Source organism: Paraburkholderia sp. PGU19 (genome assembly GCF_013426915.1).
GTDB lineage: Bacteria > Pseudomonadota > Gammaproteobacteria > Burkholderiales > Burkholderiaceae > Paraburkholderia.
In genome coordinates this window covers 3288927-3307296 of the sequence record NZ_AP023179.1, presented here as the reverse complement: position 1 = coordinate 3307296, position 18370 = coordinate 3288927, and the positions used below count along the sequence as shown (strand labels likewise).

Genomic DNA, 18370 nt, shown 5'->3' with positions numbered 1-18370 from the left:
CGCGGCCAATAACCTTCTCGTTACTCATTAGTCAGGAGACACGCATTATGAAACGCAGAATTTTCCTCACGCTGGCAGCAGCGGCGACGGCGGTGCTCTTCAACGCACCCGTCGCGCAAGCCGCCGACCCGGTCAAGATCGGCTTCCTCGTGAAGCAGCCGGAAGAGCCGTGGTTCCAGGACGAGTGGAAGTTCGCCGAAGCCGCTGCCAAGGAAAAGGGCTTCACGCTGGTGAAGATCGGCGCGCCGTCGGGCGAGAAGGTCATGAGCGCAATCGACAACCTCGCTGCGCAAAAGGCACAAGGTTTCGTGATCTGCACGCCGGACGTGAAGCTCGGACCGGGCATCGTCGCGAAGGCGAAGGCTGACAACCTGAAGATGATGACGGTGGACGACCGCCTCGTCGATGGCGCAGGCAAGCCGATCGAATCGGTGCCGCACATGGGCATCTCGGCTTACAACATCGGCAAGCAGGTTGGCGAAGGCATCGCGGCTGAAATCAAGAAGCGTGGCTGGGACATGAAGGACGTCGGCGCGATCGACGTGACCTACGAACAGCTGCCGACGGCGCATGACCGCACGGCTGGCGCAACCGACGCACTGATCGCCGCCGGTTTCCCGAAGGCCAACATCATCGCGGCGCCGCAAGCGAAGACCGACACGGAAAACGCGTTCAACGCAGCCAACATCGCGCTGACGAAGAACCCGAACTTCAAGCACTGGGTTGCCTACGGCCTGAACGACGAAGCCGTGCTGGGCGCCGTGCGTGCAGCGGAAGGCCGCGGCTTTAAGGCCGACAACATGATCGGCATCGGTATTGGCGGCTCGGACTCGGCATTGAACGAGTTCAAGAAGCCGAACCCGACGGGCTTCTTCGGCACCGTGATCATCAGCCCGAAGCGCCACGGCGAAGAGACGTCGGAACTGATGTACTCGTGGATCACGCAAGGCAAGGAACCGCCGAAGCTCACGCTGACGACGGGCATGCTGGCCACGCGCGACAACGTCGGCGAAGTGCGTGAAAAGATGGGTCTCGCATCGAAGTAAGCGTGACGGATGCGCGTGAGTGCGCATGAGCGGCACTCACGCGCCGCGCGCCCCGCCGGCGATCGGCGGGGCGCGTGCAGGACAGAACGGTTAAGAAGCAGAGGGACAAGCCGTCGTGAACACTGCGCCGTGCGAACGGCTGTGGCAGGCACGACGGTTCAATCGAGGTAACAGGAGGCAAAGTGTCAGCGACGCTGCGTTTTGACAATATCGGCAAGGTGTTTCCAGGCGTGCGTGCGCTCGACGGCATCTCTTTCGACGTGCACGCCGGCCAGGTGCATGGCCTGATGGGCGAAAACGGCGCAGGGAAATCGACCCTGCTGAAGATTCTCGGCGGTGAATATCAGCCGGATTCCGGCCGCGTGATGATCGACGGCAACGAAGTGCGTTTTGCAAGTGCGGGCGCTTCGATTGCTTCGGGTATCGCGGTGATTCACCAGGAACTGCAGTACGTGCCCGATCTGACGGTAGCGGAGAACCTGCTGCTCGGCCGCTTGCCGAACACGGTCGGCTTCGTGAAGAAGGCCGATGCGAAGCGCTATGTGCGCGAGCAGCTCGCGGCGATGGGCGTCGATCTCGATCCGAATGCGAAGCTGCGCAAGCTGTCGATCGCGCAACGCCAGATGGTCGAAATCTGCAAGGCGCTGATGCGCAACGCTCGCGTGATCGCGCTCGACGAGCCGACCAGCTCGCTGTCGCACCGCGAAACGGAAGTGCTGTTCAAGCTGGTGCGCAATCTGCGCGCCGACAACCGCGCGCTGATCTACATCTCGCACCGGATGGACGAGATCTATCAGCTGTGCGACGCGTGCACGATTTTCCGCGACGGCCGCAAGGTCGCGTCGCATCCGACGCTGGAAGGCGTGAGCCGCGACACGATCGTGGCCGAAATGGTCGGCCGCGAAATCTCGGATATCTACGGCTACCGGCCGCGCGAACTCGGCGAAGTGCGCTTCTCGGTGAAGAACATCGAAGGCGGCCCGCTCGCGGAGCCGGCGAGCTTCGACGTGCGGCGCGGCGAGATAGTCGGCTTCTTTGGCCTCGTGGGCGCGGGCCGCAGCGAACTGATGCACCTGATCTACGGCGACGATCCGAAGAAGGGCGGCGAACTGGTGCTGGACGGCAAGCCGATCAAGGTGAAGAGCGCGGGCGAGGCGATCCGCCAGGGCATCGTGCTGTGTCCGGAAGACCGCAAGGAAGAAGGCATCGTCGCGATTGCTTCCGTAGCAGAGAACATCAATATCAGCTGCCGCCGTCACTATCTGAAGGCGGGGCTGTTTCTCGATCGCAAGAAGGAAGCCGAAACGGCTGACCGCTTCATCAAGCTGCTGAAGATCAAGACGCCGAGCCGTCGGCAGAAGATCCGTTTCCTGTCGGGCGGCAACCAGCAGAAGGCGATTCTGTCGCGCTGGCTGGCCGAGCCGGATCTGCGCGTCGTGATTCTCGACGAGCCGACGCGTGGCATCGACGTCGGCGCGAAGCACGAAATCTATAACGTGATCTATGAGCTGGCACAGCGCGGCTGCGCGATCGTGATGATTTCGTCGGAACTGCCGGAAGTGCTGGGCGTGTCGGACCGGATTCTGGTGATGCGCCAGGGGCGTATTTCGGGCGAACTGCCGCGCAGCGCCGCCACCGAGCAATCGGTGCTGAGCCTCGCGCTGCCGAAGAGTTCGACGACGGCGCAGGCAGCCTGAACGCCTGGACACACCGGCTGGATGAAACAAAAACCGCAAGACATCTGTAACTGACAGGATCTACAACAGTCCTGTAACCCGTGGGGAACGGGAGGAGTGAACCAAATGCAAGCCAGAGAAAACCTCGCGCAACAGGCCGCCAAGAGCGCCGCTGAAGCGCTGATCCCGCAAGCCAACGACAAGCAGAAGTGGTGGCAGCAGATCACGGAGTACAGCCTGATCGTGATCTTCGTCGTGATGTTCATCACGATGTCGCTGACCGTCGATCACTTCTTCTCGATCGAGAACATGCTCGGCCTCGCGCTGTCGATTTCGCAGATCGGCATGGTCGCGTGCACGATGATGTTCTGTCTCGCGTCGCGCGACTTCGATCTTTCCATCGGTTCGACGGTCGCGTTTGCCGGCGTGTTGTGCGCGATGGTGCTCAACGCGACGGGCAACACGTTCATCGCGATCATCGCCGCGGTTGTCGCGGGTTCGGTGATCGGCTTCGTCAACGGCGCGGTGATCGCGTATCTGCGCATCAACGCGCTGATCACGACGCTCGCAACGATGGAAATCGTGCGCGGCCTCGGCTTCATCGTGTCGCACGGTCAGGCCGTGGGCGTGTCGTCGGATACGTTCATCGCGCTCGGCAGCCTGTCGATGTTCGGCGTGTCGCTGCCCATCTGGGTGACGCTGGTGTGCTTCATCGTGTTCGGCGTGCTGCTCAATTCGACGGTGTACGGTCGTAATACGCTCGCGATCGGCGGTAATCCGGAAGCGTCGCGTCTCGCGGGTATCAATGTGGAACGCACGCGCGTCTACATCTTCCTGATTCAGGGCGCGGTGACGGCGCTGGCAGGAGTGATTCTCGCGTCGCGTATCACGTCGGGGCAGCCGAACGCTGCTCAAGGCTTCGAGCTGAACGTGATTTCAGCATGCGTGCTGGGTGGCGTATCGCTGCTCGGTGGCCGCGCGACGATTTCGGGCGTCGTGATCGGCGTGCTGATCATGGGCACCGTCGAAAACGTGATGAACCTGATGAACATCGACGCGTTCTATCAGTACCTGGTGCGCGGTGCGATCCTGCTCGCTGCGGTGCTGCTGGACCAGTTGAAGAATCGTGGTTCGCGTGACTGATTAGCGACTGATTTTCCGCCACACCCAATGCCACAAGAAGGAAACCGAACGATGTCGTCTCTCGCCAGCGCGAACGCGCGTGAAGAACAGGGCGTCTACGCGCGCTATCCGAGCCTCGTGGATCGCACGGTGCTGATCACGGGCGGCGCGACGGGTATCGGCGCATCGTTCGTCGAACATTTCGTTGCGCAGGGCGCGCGCGTCGCGTTCTTCGATATCGACGAAACGGCGGGCGACGCGCTCGCCGATCAACTCGGCGACTCGCGTCACAAGCCGCTGTTTCTGCGAGTCGATCTGACGGACATCGACGCGCTGAAGAAGGCGATCGCGGACGTGCGCGCGGCGCTCGGTCCGATTGAAGTGCTGGTGAATAACGCGGCGAACGACAAGCGCCACAAGATCGAAGAAGTGACGCCCGAATCGTTCGACGCGGGTATCGCCGTCAACATCCGTCATCAGTTCTTCGCCGCGCAAGCCGTCGCCGACGACATGAAGGCGGCGAAAAGCGGCTCGATCATCAATCTCGGCTCGATCAGCTGGATGCTGAAAAACGGCGGCTATCCCGTGTACACGCTGGCGAAGTCGGCAGTGCAAGGACTCACGAAGGGACTCGCGCGCGATCTCGGTCACTTCGGCATTCGCGTGAACGCGCTGGTGCCGGGCTGGGTGATGACGGACAAGCAGAAGCGTCTGTGGCTCGACGACGCGGGGCGTCTCGCGATCAAGCAGGGCCAGTGCATCGACGCCGAACTGCTGCCCGAAGACCTCGCGCGGATGGCGCTGTTCCTCGCCGCCGACGATAGCCGCATGATCACCGCGCAAGACATCATCGTCGATGGAGGCTGGGCATGAGCGACACGATCACCAACGTTCAGGCTGCATTGCTGGTCGATTCGAAATGCACGCTAGGCGAAGGCGCAACGTGGGACGTGCGCAGCGGTCTTTTCTACTGGACGGACATTGAAGGCGCGCGGCTCTGGCGTTACGATCCGCGCGATGGCCGCAGCACGTTCTGGCGCATGCCCGAGCGGCTGTCGACTTTCGCGTTGTGCGCCGATCCGCATTACATGTTGTTGGGCCTCGCATCGCGACTGGCGTTCTTCGACCTTGCAACGGGCGAGATCGAGTCGATCGTCGATGTCGAGCCGGGTCTGAACACGCGCGTCAACGACGGTCGCTGCGATCGCCAGGGACGCTTCGTATTCGGCACCAAGGACGAAGCGTCGCCCGTGCAGGCCATCGGCGGGTTTTACCGGCTGAATCACGATCTGTCGCTCGAACGTCTGGCATTGCCATCGCCGGCGATTTCGAACAGTATCGCGTTCAGCCCCGACGGCGCGACGATGTACTTCTGTGATTCGCCGACACTCGAAATCCGCGCATGCGATTACCGCGCGGACGGCAGCGTCGCGAACGAGCGGCTGTTCGTGAAGCTGAGCGACAAGACGGGCGAGCCGGACGGTTCGACGGTCGACAGCGAAGGCGGCCTGTGGAACGCGCAGTGGGGCGGACGGCGCGTGGTGCGCTACGACGCGAGCGGCGTGGAGACGGAGCGCGTCGACGTGCCGACGGTGCAGCCCAGTTGCGTCGCGCTGGGTGGCGCGCAACTCGGCACGCTGTATGTGACGAGCGCGCGCGTCGGGCTCGACGCCCAGGCGCTGGCGGGCGATACGCGTGCCGGCGGTGTGTATGTCGCGACGCAGGGCCGGCGTGGTTTGCCGGAACCGGTGTTCAAGGGATCGCCTGCGGCGAAGCGCGGTGCGTAATGCAAGCGCGCGGTGCGCAACGCAAGCGAACTAAAAGACTTCCGCAGTATCCGAAGCAAGGTAGTCCACGCCCCGAAGGCATTTGGGGCGCGCAACCATACTCAGGAGGCGGCCGCTACGACGTGCCGCCCGCACAAGCAGCCATCTGTTCTCCGATGCGCCGATCATGCCGTCCGATGCCTCTCGTGGGAGTGTGATATGACTGTCGCGAATTCCGCTGTCCCATCTTCTCCACAATCCCGCGCGCGCCGTGCCCGGCTCGCGGCCACCGTGCAGCCCGTGCTGGCCGGGCCGAGTACGTCCGCAGTGGCGGTCGGCGCGGGAAGCGCCGCCGACGTCGCGTGCGTGACGCTCGCCAATTCGCTGCTGCGGCTCGATGTGGCACCGTCACTGGGCGGCGGCATCACGCGCTTCGACTTTCGCAACGAAGGCACGCTCGTGCCCGTGTTCCGGCGCTGCCGTCATGTCGATGCGGACACCGACGCGAACGATCTCGCCTGCTATTCGCTGCTGCCGTATTCGAACCGGATCGGCGGCGGGCAATTCATGCTCGGCGAGCGCGCGATCGACGTGCCGTGTAACCGCACGGGCGAGCCGCTGCCGATTCACGGCGACGGCTGGCTTGCGAACTGGACTATCGCGGCCGCCGATGCCGAAAACCTCACGCTGACGCTCGACCGTCGCGACGGTAAGCCGTACGCGTATCGCGCGACGCAGACTTACGCGCTCGACGGCTCGACACTCGTCATCACGCTCGAAGTCGAAAACACCGGACGCGAAGCGATGCCGTTCGGCCTCGGCGTGCATCCGTTTCTGGTGCGCGATGCCGACACGCAACTGTCGGCGGCTGCGGCGGGCTTGTGGCTGTCGGGCGAAGACTGGCTTCCCGTGCGCCATGTGCCCGTGCCGCCCGCGTGGCAGTTTGGCGTTGCGTATCCGTTGCCGCGCTCGCTCGTCAATCACGCGTTCACCGGCTGGAGCGGACATGCGACAGTCGTGTGGCCGAAGCGCCGCCTGTCGCTGACGATGTCGTCGAGCACCGAGTACTACATTCTGTACACGCCGACGTCCAAAGACTTTTTCTGCTTCGAACCCGTCGATCACCCGATCAACGCGATGAACCTGCCGGGCGGCGCCGCCGACAACGGCATGACGATGCTCGCGCGCGGCCAGCGCCTTGCGCGCTCGTTCAGCTTCGCGGTCGAGCGCACAGGACTGCGCGCGATGGCGGGCGGGCGCGCGGCGAAGCGCCGGCAGTAAGGGCGGGCAATAAGGGCGTGCAGCCGCAACGGCCCGATCGCGGATGCGGCCCGCATTGCGCCGCGCGAGTAAAATACGCGGCTCATCCGTTACCCGCGCGCCGCGAGATTTTCTATGTCCACATTCATCCAGACGCTCGACCACGCATGGCACACGACGAATTCGCTGCTGTGCGTCGGCCTCGATCCCGAGCCGACCAGGTTTCCCGGCGCGTACGCCAACCGTTCTGACGCGATCTTCGATTTCTGCAAGAGGATCGTCGACGCGACGGCGCCTTATGCATCGTCGTTCAAGCCGCAGATTGCCTACTTCGCCGCGCATCGCGCCGAAGAGCAACTCGAGCAGTTGATCGCGCACATTCACCTGAAGCATCCGGGCTTGCCCGTGATTCTTGACGCGAAGCGCGGCGATATCGGCAGCACGGCCGAGCAATACGCGCGCGAAGCGTTCGACCGTTATCGTGCCGATGCCGTCACGGTGAATCCGTACATGGGCTTCGATTCGATCGAGCCGTATCTGGAGCATGACGGCAAGGGCGTGATCGTGCTGTGCCGGACGTCGAATCCGGGTGGCTCGGACCTGCAGTTTCTGGAGACGGAAGGCCGTCCGCTGTATCAGACGGTCGCGCGGCTTGCGGCGGAAAAGTGGAACGTGAAGGGTCAACTGGGTCTGGTGGTCGGCGCGACGTTCCCGAAGGAAATCGAAGTGGTGCGCGGCATCGTCGGCGACATGCCGCTGCTGATTCCGGGCATCGGCGCGCAAGGCGGCGATGTCGAAGCGACGGTCCGGGCGGGGCGCACGGCAACGGGCGAGGGCATGCTGATCAATTCGTCGCGTGCGATTCTGTACGCGGGCAAGGGCGACGATTGGGTCGAAGCCGCCGCGCAGGCCGCGAAGGATACGCGCGACCGGATCAACGCGTTTCGTTAAGACGCGGCTTTCATGCTGTGAAGGCCGGTTTCGGTCAAGCGCCGACCGGCCCTAGCTTTTCGATCAGGTGCCGATGCTGCGGATACTCGCGCACCAACGCGTCGACATCGGCAATCTCGAACTCGCTGAACTCGAACCCCGGCGCGACCGTGCAGCCGACGAGCGCAACGCTCGCCGCGTCGTCGCATTGCGCGGCGAACCACTTGCCTGACCGCACGACTGCCTGAAACACACAATCGGCATGTTCGAGCGCGTTGCCGAGACGATGGACGGTGAACGAGCCGTCGTCCTCAAGCACATAAACGTTCAGCGGATCGCCGGCGTAGAAATGCCAGACTTCGTCCGACTGGATGCGGTGCCACGCGGAGTGCGCGCCGTCGCAAAGCAGGTAGTAGATCGCCGTGGAGGCGGAGCGGGAATTGGCGGAACCTTCGCGCCGGATGGAATCAGCCGAGCGGTACGTCTCGCGAAAGAACCCGCCTTCGGGATGCGGCTGGAGATCGAAGCGGCGAATCAGTTCATCGCGGTCGATATGACGGGCCATGATTTCCTGCTGTAGTTGAGAAGCGGAAAGCTCAACGCTCCCGCTCGTCGAGCAAGGTCAGCAGCCCGCGCAATGCGTGCGTCGCGGCCTGCACGCGCACGCGCTCCCGGTCACCCTTGAACACCAGCGTCTCGACGACGGTATGCAGCCGGTTGCTCCAGCCGAAGCACACCATCCCGACCGGCTTCGTCTCGGTGCCGCCACCGGGGCCCGCCACGCCCGTAATGGACAGCGCGACCTGCGCGCGGGAATTGCGCAACGCGCCTTCGACCATCGCCCGCGCAACGGGCTCGGACACGGCGCCGTGCTTCTCGATCAGATCGGGCGGCACGCCGATCATCTCGCTCTTGGCCTGGTTCGAGTACGTGACGAAGCCGCGCTCGAACCATCCGCTGCTGCCGGAAATATCGGTGATGGCCGTCGCGACCATGCCGCCCGTGCAGGATTCAGCCGTGGCAAGCATCAGCCGCTCATCGCGCAGACGATTACCGGCGCGAATGGCGAGTTGGTGAACGACGGAATCGGTAGCCATGCTGGACTCGGGATAAGGAAAACGCGGGAAACGCAGGAAACGATCAGACCGACATCCGCCAGAGCGCGACCACGAGCAACGTGAAGAACGCGGCGACGAGATCGTCGAACATGATGCCAAAGCCACCTTTCAGTCTGCGGTCGAAATAACGGATGGGCGGCGGCTTCACCATGTCGAAGAAGCGAAACACGATGAACGCCCACAGTTGCCCCGTGAAGGTAGCGGGCGTCACCATCAGCAGCACCAGCCAGAATGCAACGATCTCGTCCCACACGACGGGCGACGGATCTTCAATGCCGAGCCGGTTCGCGGTGAAGCCGCAAATGCCGATGCCCGCGACAAAACCGACGACGATCAGAATGCCCCATTCGATGACGGTCAACTGCGCACTGAACGCAGCGAACGACGCCCAGGCGAACAGCGTTCCGAACGTGCCGGGCGCAATCGGCGACAGGCCGCTGCCGAAACCCAGCGACAAGATATGCAATGGATGTGACAGCATGAAGCGCGCGGTCGCGCGGCGGGGCCGCGGCGCGCGCGGCTCGCCACGCGGCCCGCCGTTCGCAGTTTCTTCGGACCTGGCGCCCGGCGTGCCGCCAGGTGGGCCTTCGGGTGTGCCGCCTGTTGGCGCGTCGGAGAAACTGCCGGCCGGGCCAAGCGAGGATTCATTCTGCATGGAAATGATCGAAGCCTTGCAACGTCAATGTAAGTGGAGTGCCTGACGCGTCGTGCCACGAGATCGCGGGCACGGCGCCGGCCGCATCGAGCGGAGTTATTGTACCGACGCGCGTCACGGGTAAACGAGCCTGTTGACCCGCTGCAACGACTTCGGCGCGCGCGGACGGCGGCGCGGTGAAGCACAACTCGTAGTCGTCGCCGCCTGCGATCGTGCAGCGGCGCTGGATGTCCATTGAGAGGCGGCGCAACGCGTCCGAGCGTGGCAGCGCGTCGGCGTCGACGGTTGCATTCACGCGCGAGCGTTCGAGGATGTGCATCAGGTCGCCCGCCAGGCCATCGGAAATATCCAGCGCGGCGCGCGCGACTCCGCGCAACGCGAGGCCCAGCGCGACGCGCGGCTCGGGCAACTCCATGGCGCGGCGGAATGTCGCAGCGTCGCTGGCATCGGCGGACCACTCGCCGCGTTGCACGCCGAGACTCGCGCGCGCATCGCCCAGTGTGCCCGATACCCAGATGTCGTCGCCGGGCTGCGCGGCGTCGCGGCGCAGTGCGCTCTGCGGCGGCACCGAGCCGAACACGGTGATGCACAGATTCAGCGGCCCGCCCGTCGTATCACCGCCGACCAGTTCGCAGCCGTGGCGCTCGGCGAGATCGAAGAGACCGTCGCTGAACGCGGACAGCCAGTCGGCGTCGGCTTTTGGCAGCGAGAACGCGAGCGTGAACGCCTGCGGCTTCGCGCCCATCGCCGCGAGATCCGACAGATTGACGGCGAGCGCCTTGTGGCCGAGTGCCTTCGGATCGGCGTCGGGAAAGAAGTGGCGGCCTTCGACCAGCATGTCCGTCGAAATGGCGAGCATCTCGCCGGCGGGCGGCGCGAGCAGCGCGCAATCGTCACCGATGCCGAGGGCAGCGCGCTGCGGGTAGGTCGAACCCGACGCACGGCGCGCGAAGAAGCGGTCGATCAGCGAAAACTCTGAAAGCATAAATAAGGCGTACGAGTGCGAAAGACGGCGGAAGCGGGTGAATGGATGCGCTCAAGAAACGCTAATCGAAGCTAACACGATGCTAAAGGCGCGCATTGTAGTCGCGGCGCGGATGCTGACGAAACGGTGTGCATTCCTTTCACGCTGTTTCGGTCTCGGCACTTGCACCCGGATTGCAGGGTTCGACTTTTGGGATTGGCGCTACAATGCGATCGAACATCTATTCTAATCCGCACTTCCAAGTCCGCTTATGTCGACTCCCGTCAATACCAAACTCCGTGAAGCCGCTCTCGATTATCACGAATTCCCGACTCCTGGGAAGATCGCGATCGCCCCGACGAAGCAGATGATCAACCAGCGCGACCTCGCGCTGGCGTACTCGCCAGGCGTTGCGTTCGCGTGCGAGGCGATCGTTGAAAACCCGCTGAATGCGGCGCGCTTCACGGCGCGCAGCAACCTGGTCGGCGTCGTGTCGAACGGCACCGCGGTGCTCGGCCTCGGCAACATCGGGCCGCTCGCGTCGAAGCCGGTCATGGAAGGCAAGGCCGTGCTGTTCAAGAAGTTCGCCGGTATCGACGTGTTCGACATCGAGCTGAACGAGTCGGACCCGCACAAGCTGGTCGAGGTGATCGCGGCGCTCGAGCCGACCTTCGGCGGCATCAACCTTGAAGACATCAAGGCGCCGGACTGCTTCATCGTCGAACGCGAATGCCGCAAGCGCATGAAGATCCCCGTCTTCCACGACGACCAACACGGCACGGCGATCGTCGTCGCGGCGGCTGTCACGAATGGCCTGAAGGTGGTCGGCAAGAGCATCAAGGAAGTGAAGCTGGTCGCCTCGGGCGCGGGCGCGGCGTCGCTGGCGTGTCTGAGCCTGCTGGTCGATCTCGGCATGCCGATCGAGAACATCTACGTGACCGACCTGGCCGGTGTGGTCTACAAGGGCCGCACGGAACTGATGGACCCGGACAAGGAGCGCTTCGCTCGCGAGACCGACGCGCGCACGCTGTCGGAAGTGATGGGCGGGGCGGACGTGTTCCTCGGCCTGTCGGCGGGCGGCGTGCTCAAGCAGGACATGGTCAAGGGCATGGCTGACAAGCCGCTGATTCTCGCGCTGGCCAACCCGACGCCGGAAATCCTGCCGGAACTCGCGCTGGAAGTGCGCCCCGACGCCGTGCTCGCGACGGGCCGCACCGACTATCCGAACCAGGTCAACAACGTTCTGTGCTTTCCGTTCATCTTCCGCGGCGCGCTCGACGTCGGCGCAACGGTGATTACGAAGGAAATGGAAATCGCCGCGGTCAACGCGATCGCGGAACTGGCGCGCCAGGAACAATCTGACATCGTCGCGACGGCGTATGGCATTCAGGATCTGTCGTTCGGTCCGGAGTATCTGATTCCGAAGCCTTTCGATCCGCGCCTGATCGTCCAGATCGCGCCCGCCGTCGCGCAGGCCGCGATGGATGCGGGCGTCGCCACGCGTCCGATCGAGGACATGGAGGCGTACAAGCAGCATCTGCAGCAGTTCGTCTACCACAGCGGTACGACGATGAAGCCGATCTTCCAGCTGGCGCGCGGCGTCGAGCCGGAGAAGAAGCGCATCGTGTTCGCGGAAGCCGAAGAAGAGCGCGTACTGCGCGCGGTGCAGATCGTCGTTGACGAAAAGCTGGCGAAGCCGATCCTAATTGGCCGTCCGGCTGTGATCGAGCAACGCATCGCGAAATTCGGCTTGCGTCTCGTCAACGGTCAGGACTACACGATCGTCAACACTGACCACGACGAACGCTATCGCGACTTCTGGCAGACGTATCACAAGATGATGTCGCGCAAGGGCTTCACCGAGCAGATGGCGAAGCTCGAAATGCGTCGCCGCACGACGCTGATCGGCTCGATGCTGGTGAAGAAGGGTCACGCCGACGGCATGATCTGCGGCACGGTCAGCACGACGCACCGTCACCTGCACTTCATCGATCAGGTGATCGGCAAGAAGGAAGGCGCGAAGGTCTACGCGGCAATGAATGCGCTGGTGCTGCCGAACCGCCAGATTTTCCTCGTCGATACGCACGTGAACGTCGATCCGACGGCGGAAGAACTGGCCGAGATCACGATCATGGCGGCGGAAGAAGTGCGGCGCTTTGGCATCGAGCCGAAGATCGCGCTGCTGTCGCACTCGAACTTCGGCACGAGCAATGCGCCTTCTGCACAGAAAATGCGCGATGTGCTGGCTATCTTGCACGAACGCGCGCCGCATCTGCAGGTGGACGGCGAAATGCACGGCGACCTGGCACTCGACGCGAACCTGCGCAAGGAAATCCTCTCGGACTCGACGCTGGAAGGCGACGCGAACCTCCTCGTGCTGCCGAACATCGACGCCGCCAACATCTCGTACAACCTGCTGAAGACGGCGGCCGGCAACAACATCGCGATCGGGCCGATCCTGCTCGGCGCGGCGCAGCCGGTGCACGTGCTAACGCCGTCGGCGACGGTTCGCCGGATCGTCAACATGACGGCGCTGCTGGTCGCCGACGTGAACGCAACGCGTTAAATCTGATGTTGTTTCGGCGCGGGCTGTTGGTTTTTAGCCCGCGCAGGCCAAAAAAAAAGAGGCGTGCCCGCAATGGGCACGCCTTCGAGCAATGGCTGGGGATTAGCCATCCCGCAAAAAGGCAGACGCTGACATGAATCCGTTGTGCGAACTGTCCGGACGACGAGGCATGAACGCCGTCCAACATCTTGCCTCGGAGATAACTTTATCTCAGTCAGGCTAAAATCTCTGTCAAAATGTGTCATTTCTGGCGTCGGCGCTCTGCCGGTTTCGCCTGGTCGACCTTTCGTCCGACCAATGAACATTGATTCCAAAAGACATTAGCGATACCCTTACGACTTTCATGGTCGTCAAACTCGTTAGTCAACAGCGGGAATTCTGGACTCATGGCACGCAAGTGGCTCCGCGACGGCGTGCTGATCGCCGCCTTGACGCTTGGAGGTTTTGCCGGCGGTTTTCCGGTAGGCGGCTGGGCCCGGGAAGCGCAGCAGGGGCAGGCCGGAGGCACGATCGCGGTGGCGCAATTGCCGCCGCAAGCTGTCAGTACATTGAACTTGATTGCAGCTGGCGGGCCTTATCCGTATGAGAAGGACGGCGTCGTATTCGGCAATCGTGAGCGGTTGCTGCCGCCGCACCGGCGCGGCTATTACCACGAATACACCGTTCCCACGCCAGGCGCCCGCGATCGCGGCGCACGCCGCATAGTCTGTGGAGGGCCGCTCAGGCGGACCACCAATTGCTATTACTCAGACGACCACTACGCCAGTTTTAATCGCATTATTGAATGACATCGGGATAATCGGCATGAGCGACAACGTCTACGCGCACGACTCGAAAGTCGCGACGGATTTTCTCGCGGCCGGCGACGGCAATATGTTCCAGCGCGTCATGCAGATGCGCGATGCCGGCCAGGTCCGTGACGTCCAGAACGAAGCCAGTACGGGCCTTTCATCGGAAGAGGAGCGCATGAGTCTTTTCCAGACCGTACGACCGAACATCGTGCAGTCGATCCGCGCGTTCCGCGTGCAGGATCTCGCCGACGAAGCGGGTCGGCTCGGTCAGCATTTCCTCTATGCGTTTGTGGGCAATGCCCAGTCGAAGCAGGAAGTGATGGAGACCATCGCGACCTCGTTCCTGTTTCCGAAGCATTTCGGTAAGAATTACGACGCGCTGTACGACTCGCTGACCGATCTCGTTCACAAAGCTGGCTCGCAACCGGGATTCGTCATCGTGCTCGAAGCGCTGCCTATTGCGATCAAGTTCGACAAGGAAGCGCGCGAGACGCTGCTCGACGTGTTCCGCGAAGCGGCGGAATTCTGGGCAGAGCGCAAGGTGGCGTTCCGGGTGTTTTACTCGTTTGCCTGAGTGTTTGATCTGCAATGCAAAAGGCCCGCCGATTGGCGGGCCTTTTGCATTCTTGCGTGGGCTTCCTGCGGACGAGGGCGCCATGAGGCGCGCCGTTTACCAGCCGCCCCAGCGCGCAGCCAGCGCGGACAGCACGGCGATCCCGGCCGTCTCGGTACGCAGCACGCGCGGGCCGAGACCGACGGACGTGAAGCCGTGGCTCGCTGCTGCCGCTTCTTCGGCAGCCGAGAAGCCACCTTCCGGGCCGACCAGTATCAGCGCGCGAACTGTCGGCGGCTCGCTGGGCAGGGCGGAGAAGGGCACGCTCGCGCGCGGCGACAGCAAGAGGCGCAACTCGCCATCGGCGGGCTGCTTCGGCATCGAGCTGAGCCACGTGGCGAGTTCGCGTGTCGGCATCACTTCGGGCAGGCGGTTGCGCCCGCACTGCTCGCACGACGCCTGCACGATCCGCTGCCAGTGAACCTGGCGGCGTTGCGCACGCTCACCAGAGAGGCGCACGACGCTGCGCGTGGTCGTGAGGGGCACGAATTCGGAGGCGCCGAGTTCGGTCGCCTTTTCGATCAGCCAGTCCATCTTGTCGCTGCCGGCGATACCCTGCGCGAGCGTCAACTGATAGGGCGGCTCAGCCTCGACGTCGCGGAACGGGCCAATCCGCACGATAGTTCCATGTCGATCCATATCAACGATTTCGGCGCCGTACTCGCCGCCGGTGCCGTTGAACAGGCTTACGGTGTCGCCCGGCTGTAGACGCAGGACGCGCACGTGCCGATTGACTTCATCCGGTAGGGAAACGATGTCGTCGGTTTTGAACGGGGTGCCGACGAAGAAGCGAGGCATAAGGAAAGTTCTCATTCATTCAAGACAGGTGGCAGGCTAACGCCCAGCGGTAGCCGTCGAGATCTTCGATCTGGGCGAAACGATCGCCCCAGAACTGATCTTGCGGTTCGCTCAGCGACCTGGCGCCGGCCGCAATGGCCCGCGCATAGACCGTGTCGACATCGTCGACATAAAGGTAAAACGATTGGGGGGCCGTCGTGGCCGCGCTTTTCGGCGTTTTAGCTGTCGAGCCGAACGCGCCTTCCGGAGCGAACATTACGATCAATTGATCCTGATACGTCATCTCGACGTGCATGACGGCGCCGTCGTCATGCACGCTGTCCCTGACCCGGAAACCAAACGCCGCCTCGAAAAACGCGATCGAGGTGCGCGCATCGCGGACGGTCAGATACGGCGTCAGCCACGGCACTCCGGCTGGGCGTGAGGCAGTCATCGAACTCTCCTGAACCAGTGGGTCGTCATGCCATCGCCTTCGCTACCAGTGTTGCCTTGCGGCGGCCAGTGCCGAAGAAGCGATGAATTTTGCAGCACTCCCAAAGCTAACGCTCTAAGAATCGGCTTAGTTTATCGCTGGATGCGCGACGAACGGCGAATAATGAAGCGTGTGGCGATATTTCCAGCGTTCGGCATCTGCGGATTTTCGCAGCAACGTGCTGCGAAAATCGCGCGGATTGCGCTGGCTTTGCGGATTCGTAAATCGCGTCAGCACACAGAAGGATTCAGACAGCGCCGTAAAGTTCGGAAGATTGCGCGCGATCAAGCGGCGTAAGCAGGCGGCAGATGCAAGCCGCATGGCGCCGCAACCGCCTTCCGCAGCGTGCGCCGGCCGGGCGTCCATGCGCGCCGGATCGCTCCGAAACGCCCGTCCTATGGCCGAAGACGAGCCCGGCTATCTGTTAGAATATCCCGCTTTGCAGCCCTGTCCGTTTGCTCTGCCCGCCTCGCGTCTCCCGGCGCCGCACCGTGCGCCGAAGCAGACTGGCCGCCGGGCTTCCGGACCATCAACGGCGCCTCCGCTTTTTGGACCATTCTCCGGAATCGACATGACGACCTCGTCTCCCGCCCCCACCTCCCTGATGGCCAACGCGATCCGCGCGCTCGCCATGGATGCCGTTCAACAAGCGAACTCCGGTCACCCGGGTATGCCGATGGGCATGGCCGAGATTGGCGTTGCGCTCTGGTCGCGGCACTTGCGGCACAACCCGAAGAACCCGCATTGGTCCGATCGCGACCGCTTCGTGCTGTCGAACGGTCACGGCTCGATGCTGCTGTACTCGCTGCTGCATCTGACCGGCTACGACCTGCCGATGGAAGAGCTGAAGAACTTCCGTCAGTTGCACTCGAAGACGCCGGGTCACCCCGAGTACGGCATCACGCCGGGCGTCGAGACGACCACGGGCCCGCTCGGACAGGGTCTGGCGAACTCGGTCGGCATGGCGCTCGCCGAGTCGCTGCTCGCGAACGAATTCAACAAGCCTGACGCGAAAATCGTCGATCACCACACGTATGTGTTCCTCGGCGACGGCTGCCTGATGGAAGGCATCTCGCACGAAGCCTGCTCGCTGGCGGGCGTGCTGAAGCTGAACAAGCTGATCGCGTTCTACGACGACAACGGAATCTCGATCGACGGCGAAGTCATTCACTGGTTCCACGACGACACGCCGAAGCGCTTCGAGGCATACGGCTGGAACGTGATTCCGGGCGTGATCGGTCACGATGTCGACGCCGTCGACGCCGCGATCCAGAAGGCGAAGCAGTCGGACAAGCCGACACTGATCTGCTGCAAGACCGTGATCGGCGAAGGCTCGCCGAACAAGGCGGGCACGCACGACGTGCACGGCTCGGCGCTGGGCGAGAAGGAAGTCGCGGCTGTGCGTGAGAAACTCGGCTGGAACTACCCGCCGTTCGTGATTCCGTCAGAAGTCTACGCAGCGTGGGACGCGACGGAAAAGGGCGCGAAGTTCGAAGGCGAATGGAACGACGCGTTCGCCGCGTACCGCGCGAAATACCCGCAGGAAGCCGCCGATTTCGAGCGCCGCATGGCCAACAAGCTCCCCGCCGACTGGGCGGAGAAGGCACAGGCGATCATCGCTGGCGCGAACGAGCGCGCTGAAACCATCGCGACCCGCAAGGCGTCGCAGCAGGCTATCGAAGGTCTCGCGGCTGTGCTGCCGGAACTGGTCGGCGGCTCGGCTGACTTGACGGGCTCGAACCTGACCAACTGGAAGGCGGCGAAGTACGTGCGCGTCGGCGAGAACGGCGCGGCGGGCAACTACGTCAACTTCGGCGTGCGCGAATTCGGCATGAGCGCAGCCATCAACGGCCTCGCGGTGCACGGCGGCCACAAGGCGTTCGGCGGCACGTTCCTGACGTTCTCGGACTACAGCCGCAACGCGCTGCGCGTTGCCGCACTGATGAAATCGCCGTCCATCTTCGTGTTCACGCACGACTCGATCGGCCTCGGCGAAGACGGCCCGACGCACCAGTCCATCGAACACGTCGCGAGCCTGCGCCTGATTCCGCATATGCAGGTGTGGCGTCCGGCGGATACCGTCGAAACGGCGGTTGCATGGACGCAGGCTGTTGAGCATCAAGGCCCGTCGTGCCTGATCTTCAGCCGCCAGAACCTCGCGTTCAACCCGCGCACTGACGCTCAGATCGCGAATATCGCGAAGGGCGGCTATGTGCTGAAGGACTGGAACGAAGACATTCCGGCGCGCAAGATCATCCTGATCGCGACGGGTTCGGAAGTCGAACTGGCGATGAAGGCGGTCGAGCCGCTCGCGCGTGAAGGCATCGCGGCACGCGTCGTGTCGATGCCCGCCACGACCACGTTCGACAAGCAGGACGCCGAATACCGCGAGCGCGTGCTGCCGCACGGCGTGCGCCGCGTCGCTATCGAAGCGGGCGTGACGGACTTCTGGCGCAAGTATGTCGGCCTGGAAGGCGGCGTCGTCGGTATCGACGTGTTCGGCGAATCCGCGCCAGCCGGCGTGCTGTTCAAACATTTCGGCTTCACCGTCGAGAAGATTGTCGAGACGGCCAAGGCCGCACTCGGCTAATTG

The 18370-nt window shown here is 63.3% G+C and carries 18 protein-coding genes; 11 read left to right on the top strand and 7 right to left on the bottom strand.

Translation table 11 applies throughout. The annotated features are described in order from the left end of the window. The first annotated feature begins 47 nt into the window (after positions 1-47). From H1204_RS15005 to pyrF, 7 genes are all read left to right on the top strand, one after another. Positions 48-1046, top strand: coding sequence for an arabinose ABC transporter substrate-binding protein (locus tag H1204_RS15005; RefSeq protein ID WP_180728932.1), 999 nt, complete (start codon positions 48-50; stop codon positions 1044-1046). Between the two features lie 182 nt (positions 1047-1228). Next, the gene (gene araG, locus H1204_RS15000) at positions 1229-2743 is read left to right on the top strand and encodes an L-arabinose ABC transporter ATP-binding protein AraG (protein WP_180728931.1); all 1515 of its coding nucleotides are present in this window, start codon (positions 1229-1231) and stop codon (positions 2741-2743) included. A 105-nt stretch (positions 2744-2848) separates the two neighbouring features. Beyond that, a complete protein-coding gene (gene araH, locus H1204_RS14995) occupies positions 2849-3865 on the top strand; it encodes an L-arabinose ABC transporter permease AraH (RefSeq protein WP_180728930.1) in 1017 nt (338 codons plus the stop codon). A gap of 51 nt (positions 3866-3916) precedes the next feature. Next, positions 3917-4717 carry an SDR family oxidoreductase gene (locus H1204_RS14990; protein WP_180728929.1) on the top strand — a complete coding sequence of 267 codons (801 nt, stop codon included), beginning with the start codon at positions 3917-3919 and terminating at the stop codon, positions 4715-4717. After that, a complete protein-coding gene (locus H1204_RS14985; RefSeq protein WP_180728928.1) occupies positions 4714-5631 on the top strand; it encodes an SMP-30/gluconolactonase/LRE family protein in 918 nt (305 codons plus the stop codon). The genes H1204_RS14990 and H1204_RS14985 overlap by 4 nt, the downstream gene beginning before the upstream one ends. Before the next feature lie 198 nt (positions 5632-5829). After that, positions 5830-6891, top strand: a complete 1062-nt coding sequence (locus H1204_RS14980) for an aldose 1-epimerase (RefSeq protein ID WP_180728927.1) — start codon at positions 5830-5832, stop codon at positions 6889-6891. A 114-nt stretch (positions 6892-7005) separates the two neighbouring features. Continuing rightward, positions 7006-7821, top strand: coding sequence for an orotidine-5'-phosphate decarboxylase (pyrF, locus tag H1204_RS14975; RefSeq protein ID WP_180728926.1), 816 nt, complete (start codon positions 7006-7008; stop codon positions 7819-7821). A 34-nt stretch (positions 7822-7855) separates the two neighbouring features. On the opposite strand, the gene H1204_RS14970 is transcribed toward pyrF, so the two are convergent. The 4 genes from H1204_RS14970 to thiL are packed head-to-tail and all read right to left on the bottom strand — an operon-like array spanning position 7856 to position 10558. Beyond that, positions 7856-8365, bottom strand: coding sequence for a cupin domain-containing protein (locus H1204_RS14970; RefSeq protein WP_180728925.1), 510 nt, complete (start codon positions 8363-8365; stop codon positions 7856-7858). A 31-nt stretch (positions 8366-8396) separates the two neighbouring features. Beyond that, entirely contained in the window at positions 8397-8897 is a 501-nt protein-coding gene (locus H1204_RS14965; RefSeq protein ID WP_007743603.1) for a CinA family protein, read from the bottom strand. 43 nt (positions 8898-8940) lie between these two features. Further along, a complete protein-coding gene (locus H1204_RS14960; protein WP_180728924.1) occupies positions 8941-9573 on the bottom strand; it encodes a phosphatidylglycerophosphatase A in 633 nt (210 codons plus the stop codon). Then, positions 9563-10558 carry a thiamine-phosphate kinase gene (gene thiL, locus H1204_RS14955; RefSeq protein WP_180728923.1) on the bottom strand — a complete coding sequence of 332 codons (996 nt, stop codon included), beginning with the start codon at positions 10556-10558 and terminating at the stop codon, positions 9563-9565. Before thiL ends, H1204_RS14960 begins: the two co-directional genes overlap by 11 nt. A 250-nt stretch (positions 10559-10808) precedes the next feature. Here thiL and H1204_RS14950 point away from each other — a divergent pair, with 250 nt between their 5' ends. From H1204_RS14950 to H1204_RS14940, 3 genes are all read left to right on the top strand, one after another. Beyond that, positions 10809-13103: an NADP-dependent malic enzyme gene (locus tag H1204_RS14950; RefSeq protein WP_180728922.1), complete on the top strand. Its 2295-nt coding sequence runs from the start codon at positions 10809-10811 to the stop codon at positions 13101-13103. A 386-nt stretch (positions 13104-13489) separates the two neighbouring features. Then, positions 13490-13891, top strand: coding sequence for a ribonuclease (locus H1204_RS14945; protein ID WP_180728921.1), 402 nt, complete (start codon positions 13490-13492; stop codon positions 13889-13891). Positions 13892-13907: 16 nt separating this feature from the next. Next, entirely contained in the window at positions 13908-14468 is a 561-nt protein-coding gene (locus H1204_RS14940; protein ID WP_007742464.1) for a barstar family protein, read from the top strand. Between the two features lie 96 nt (positions 14469-14564). Here H1204_RS14940 and H1204_RS14935 read toward each other — a convergent pair whose 3' ends face one another. The 3 genes from H1204_RS14935 to H1204_RS14925 form a co-directional block, all read right to left on the bottom strand. Then, the gene (locus H1204_RS14935) at positions 14565-15305 is read right to left on the bottom strand and encodes a 16S rRNA (uracil(1498)-N(3))-methyltransferase (RefSeq protein ID WP_180728920.1); all 741 of its coding nucleotides are present in this window, start codon (positions 15303-15305) and stop codon (positions 14565-14567) included. A gap of 19 nt (positions 15306-15324) precedes the next feature. After that, positions 15325-15738, bottom strand: a complete 414-nt coding sequence (locus H1204_RS14930; RefSeq protein ID WP_054928993.1) for a glyoxalase/bleomycin resistance/extradiol dioxygenase family protein — start codon at positions 15736-15738, stop codon at positions 15325-15327. Between the two features lie 126 nt (positions 15739-15864). After that, positions 15865-16143 (bottom strand): hypothetical protein, encoded by a 279-nt coding sequence (locus H1204_RS14925; RefSeq protein ID WP_180728919.1) that lies wholly within the window; start codon positions 16141-16143, stop codon positions 15865-15867. A 205-nt stretch (positions 16144-16348) separates the two neighbouring features. On the opposite strand from H1204_RS14925, the gene tkt reads away from it, so the two are divergent. Continuing rightward, complete coding sequence (tkt, locus tag H1204_RS14920; protein WP_180728918.1) at positions 16349-18367, top strand: transketolase; 2019 nt, start codon at positions 16349-16351, stop codon at positions 18365-18367. Positions 18368-18370: the final 3 nt, after the last annotated feature.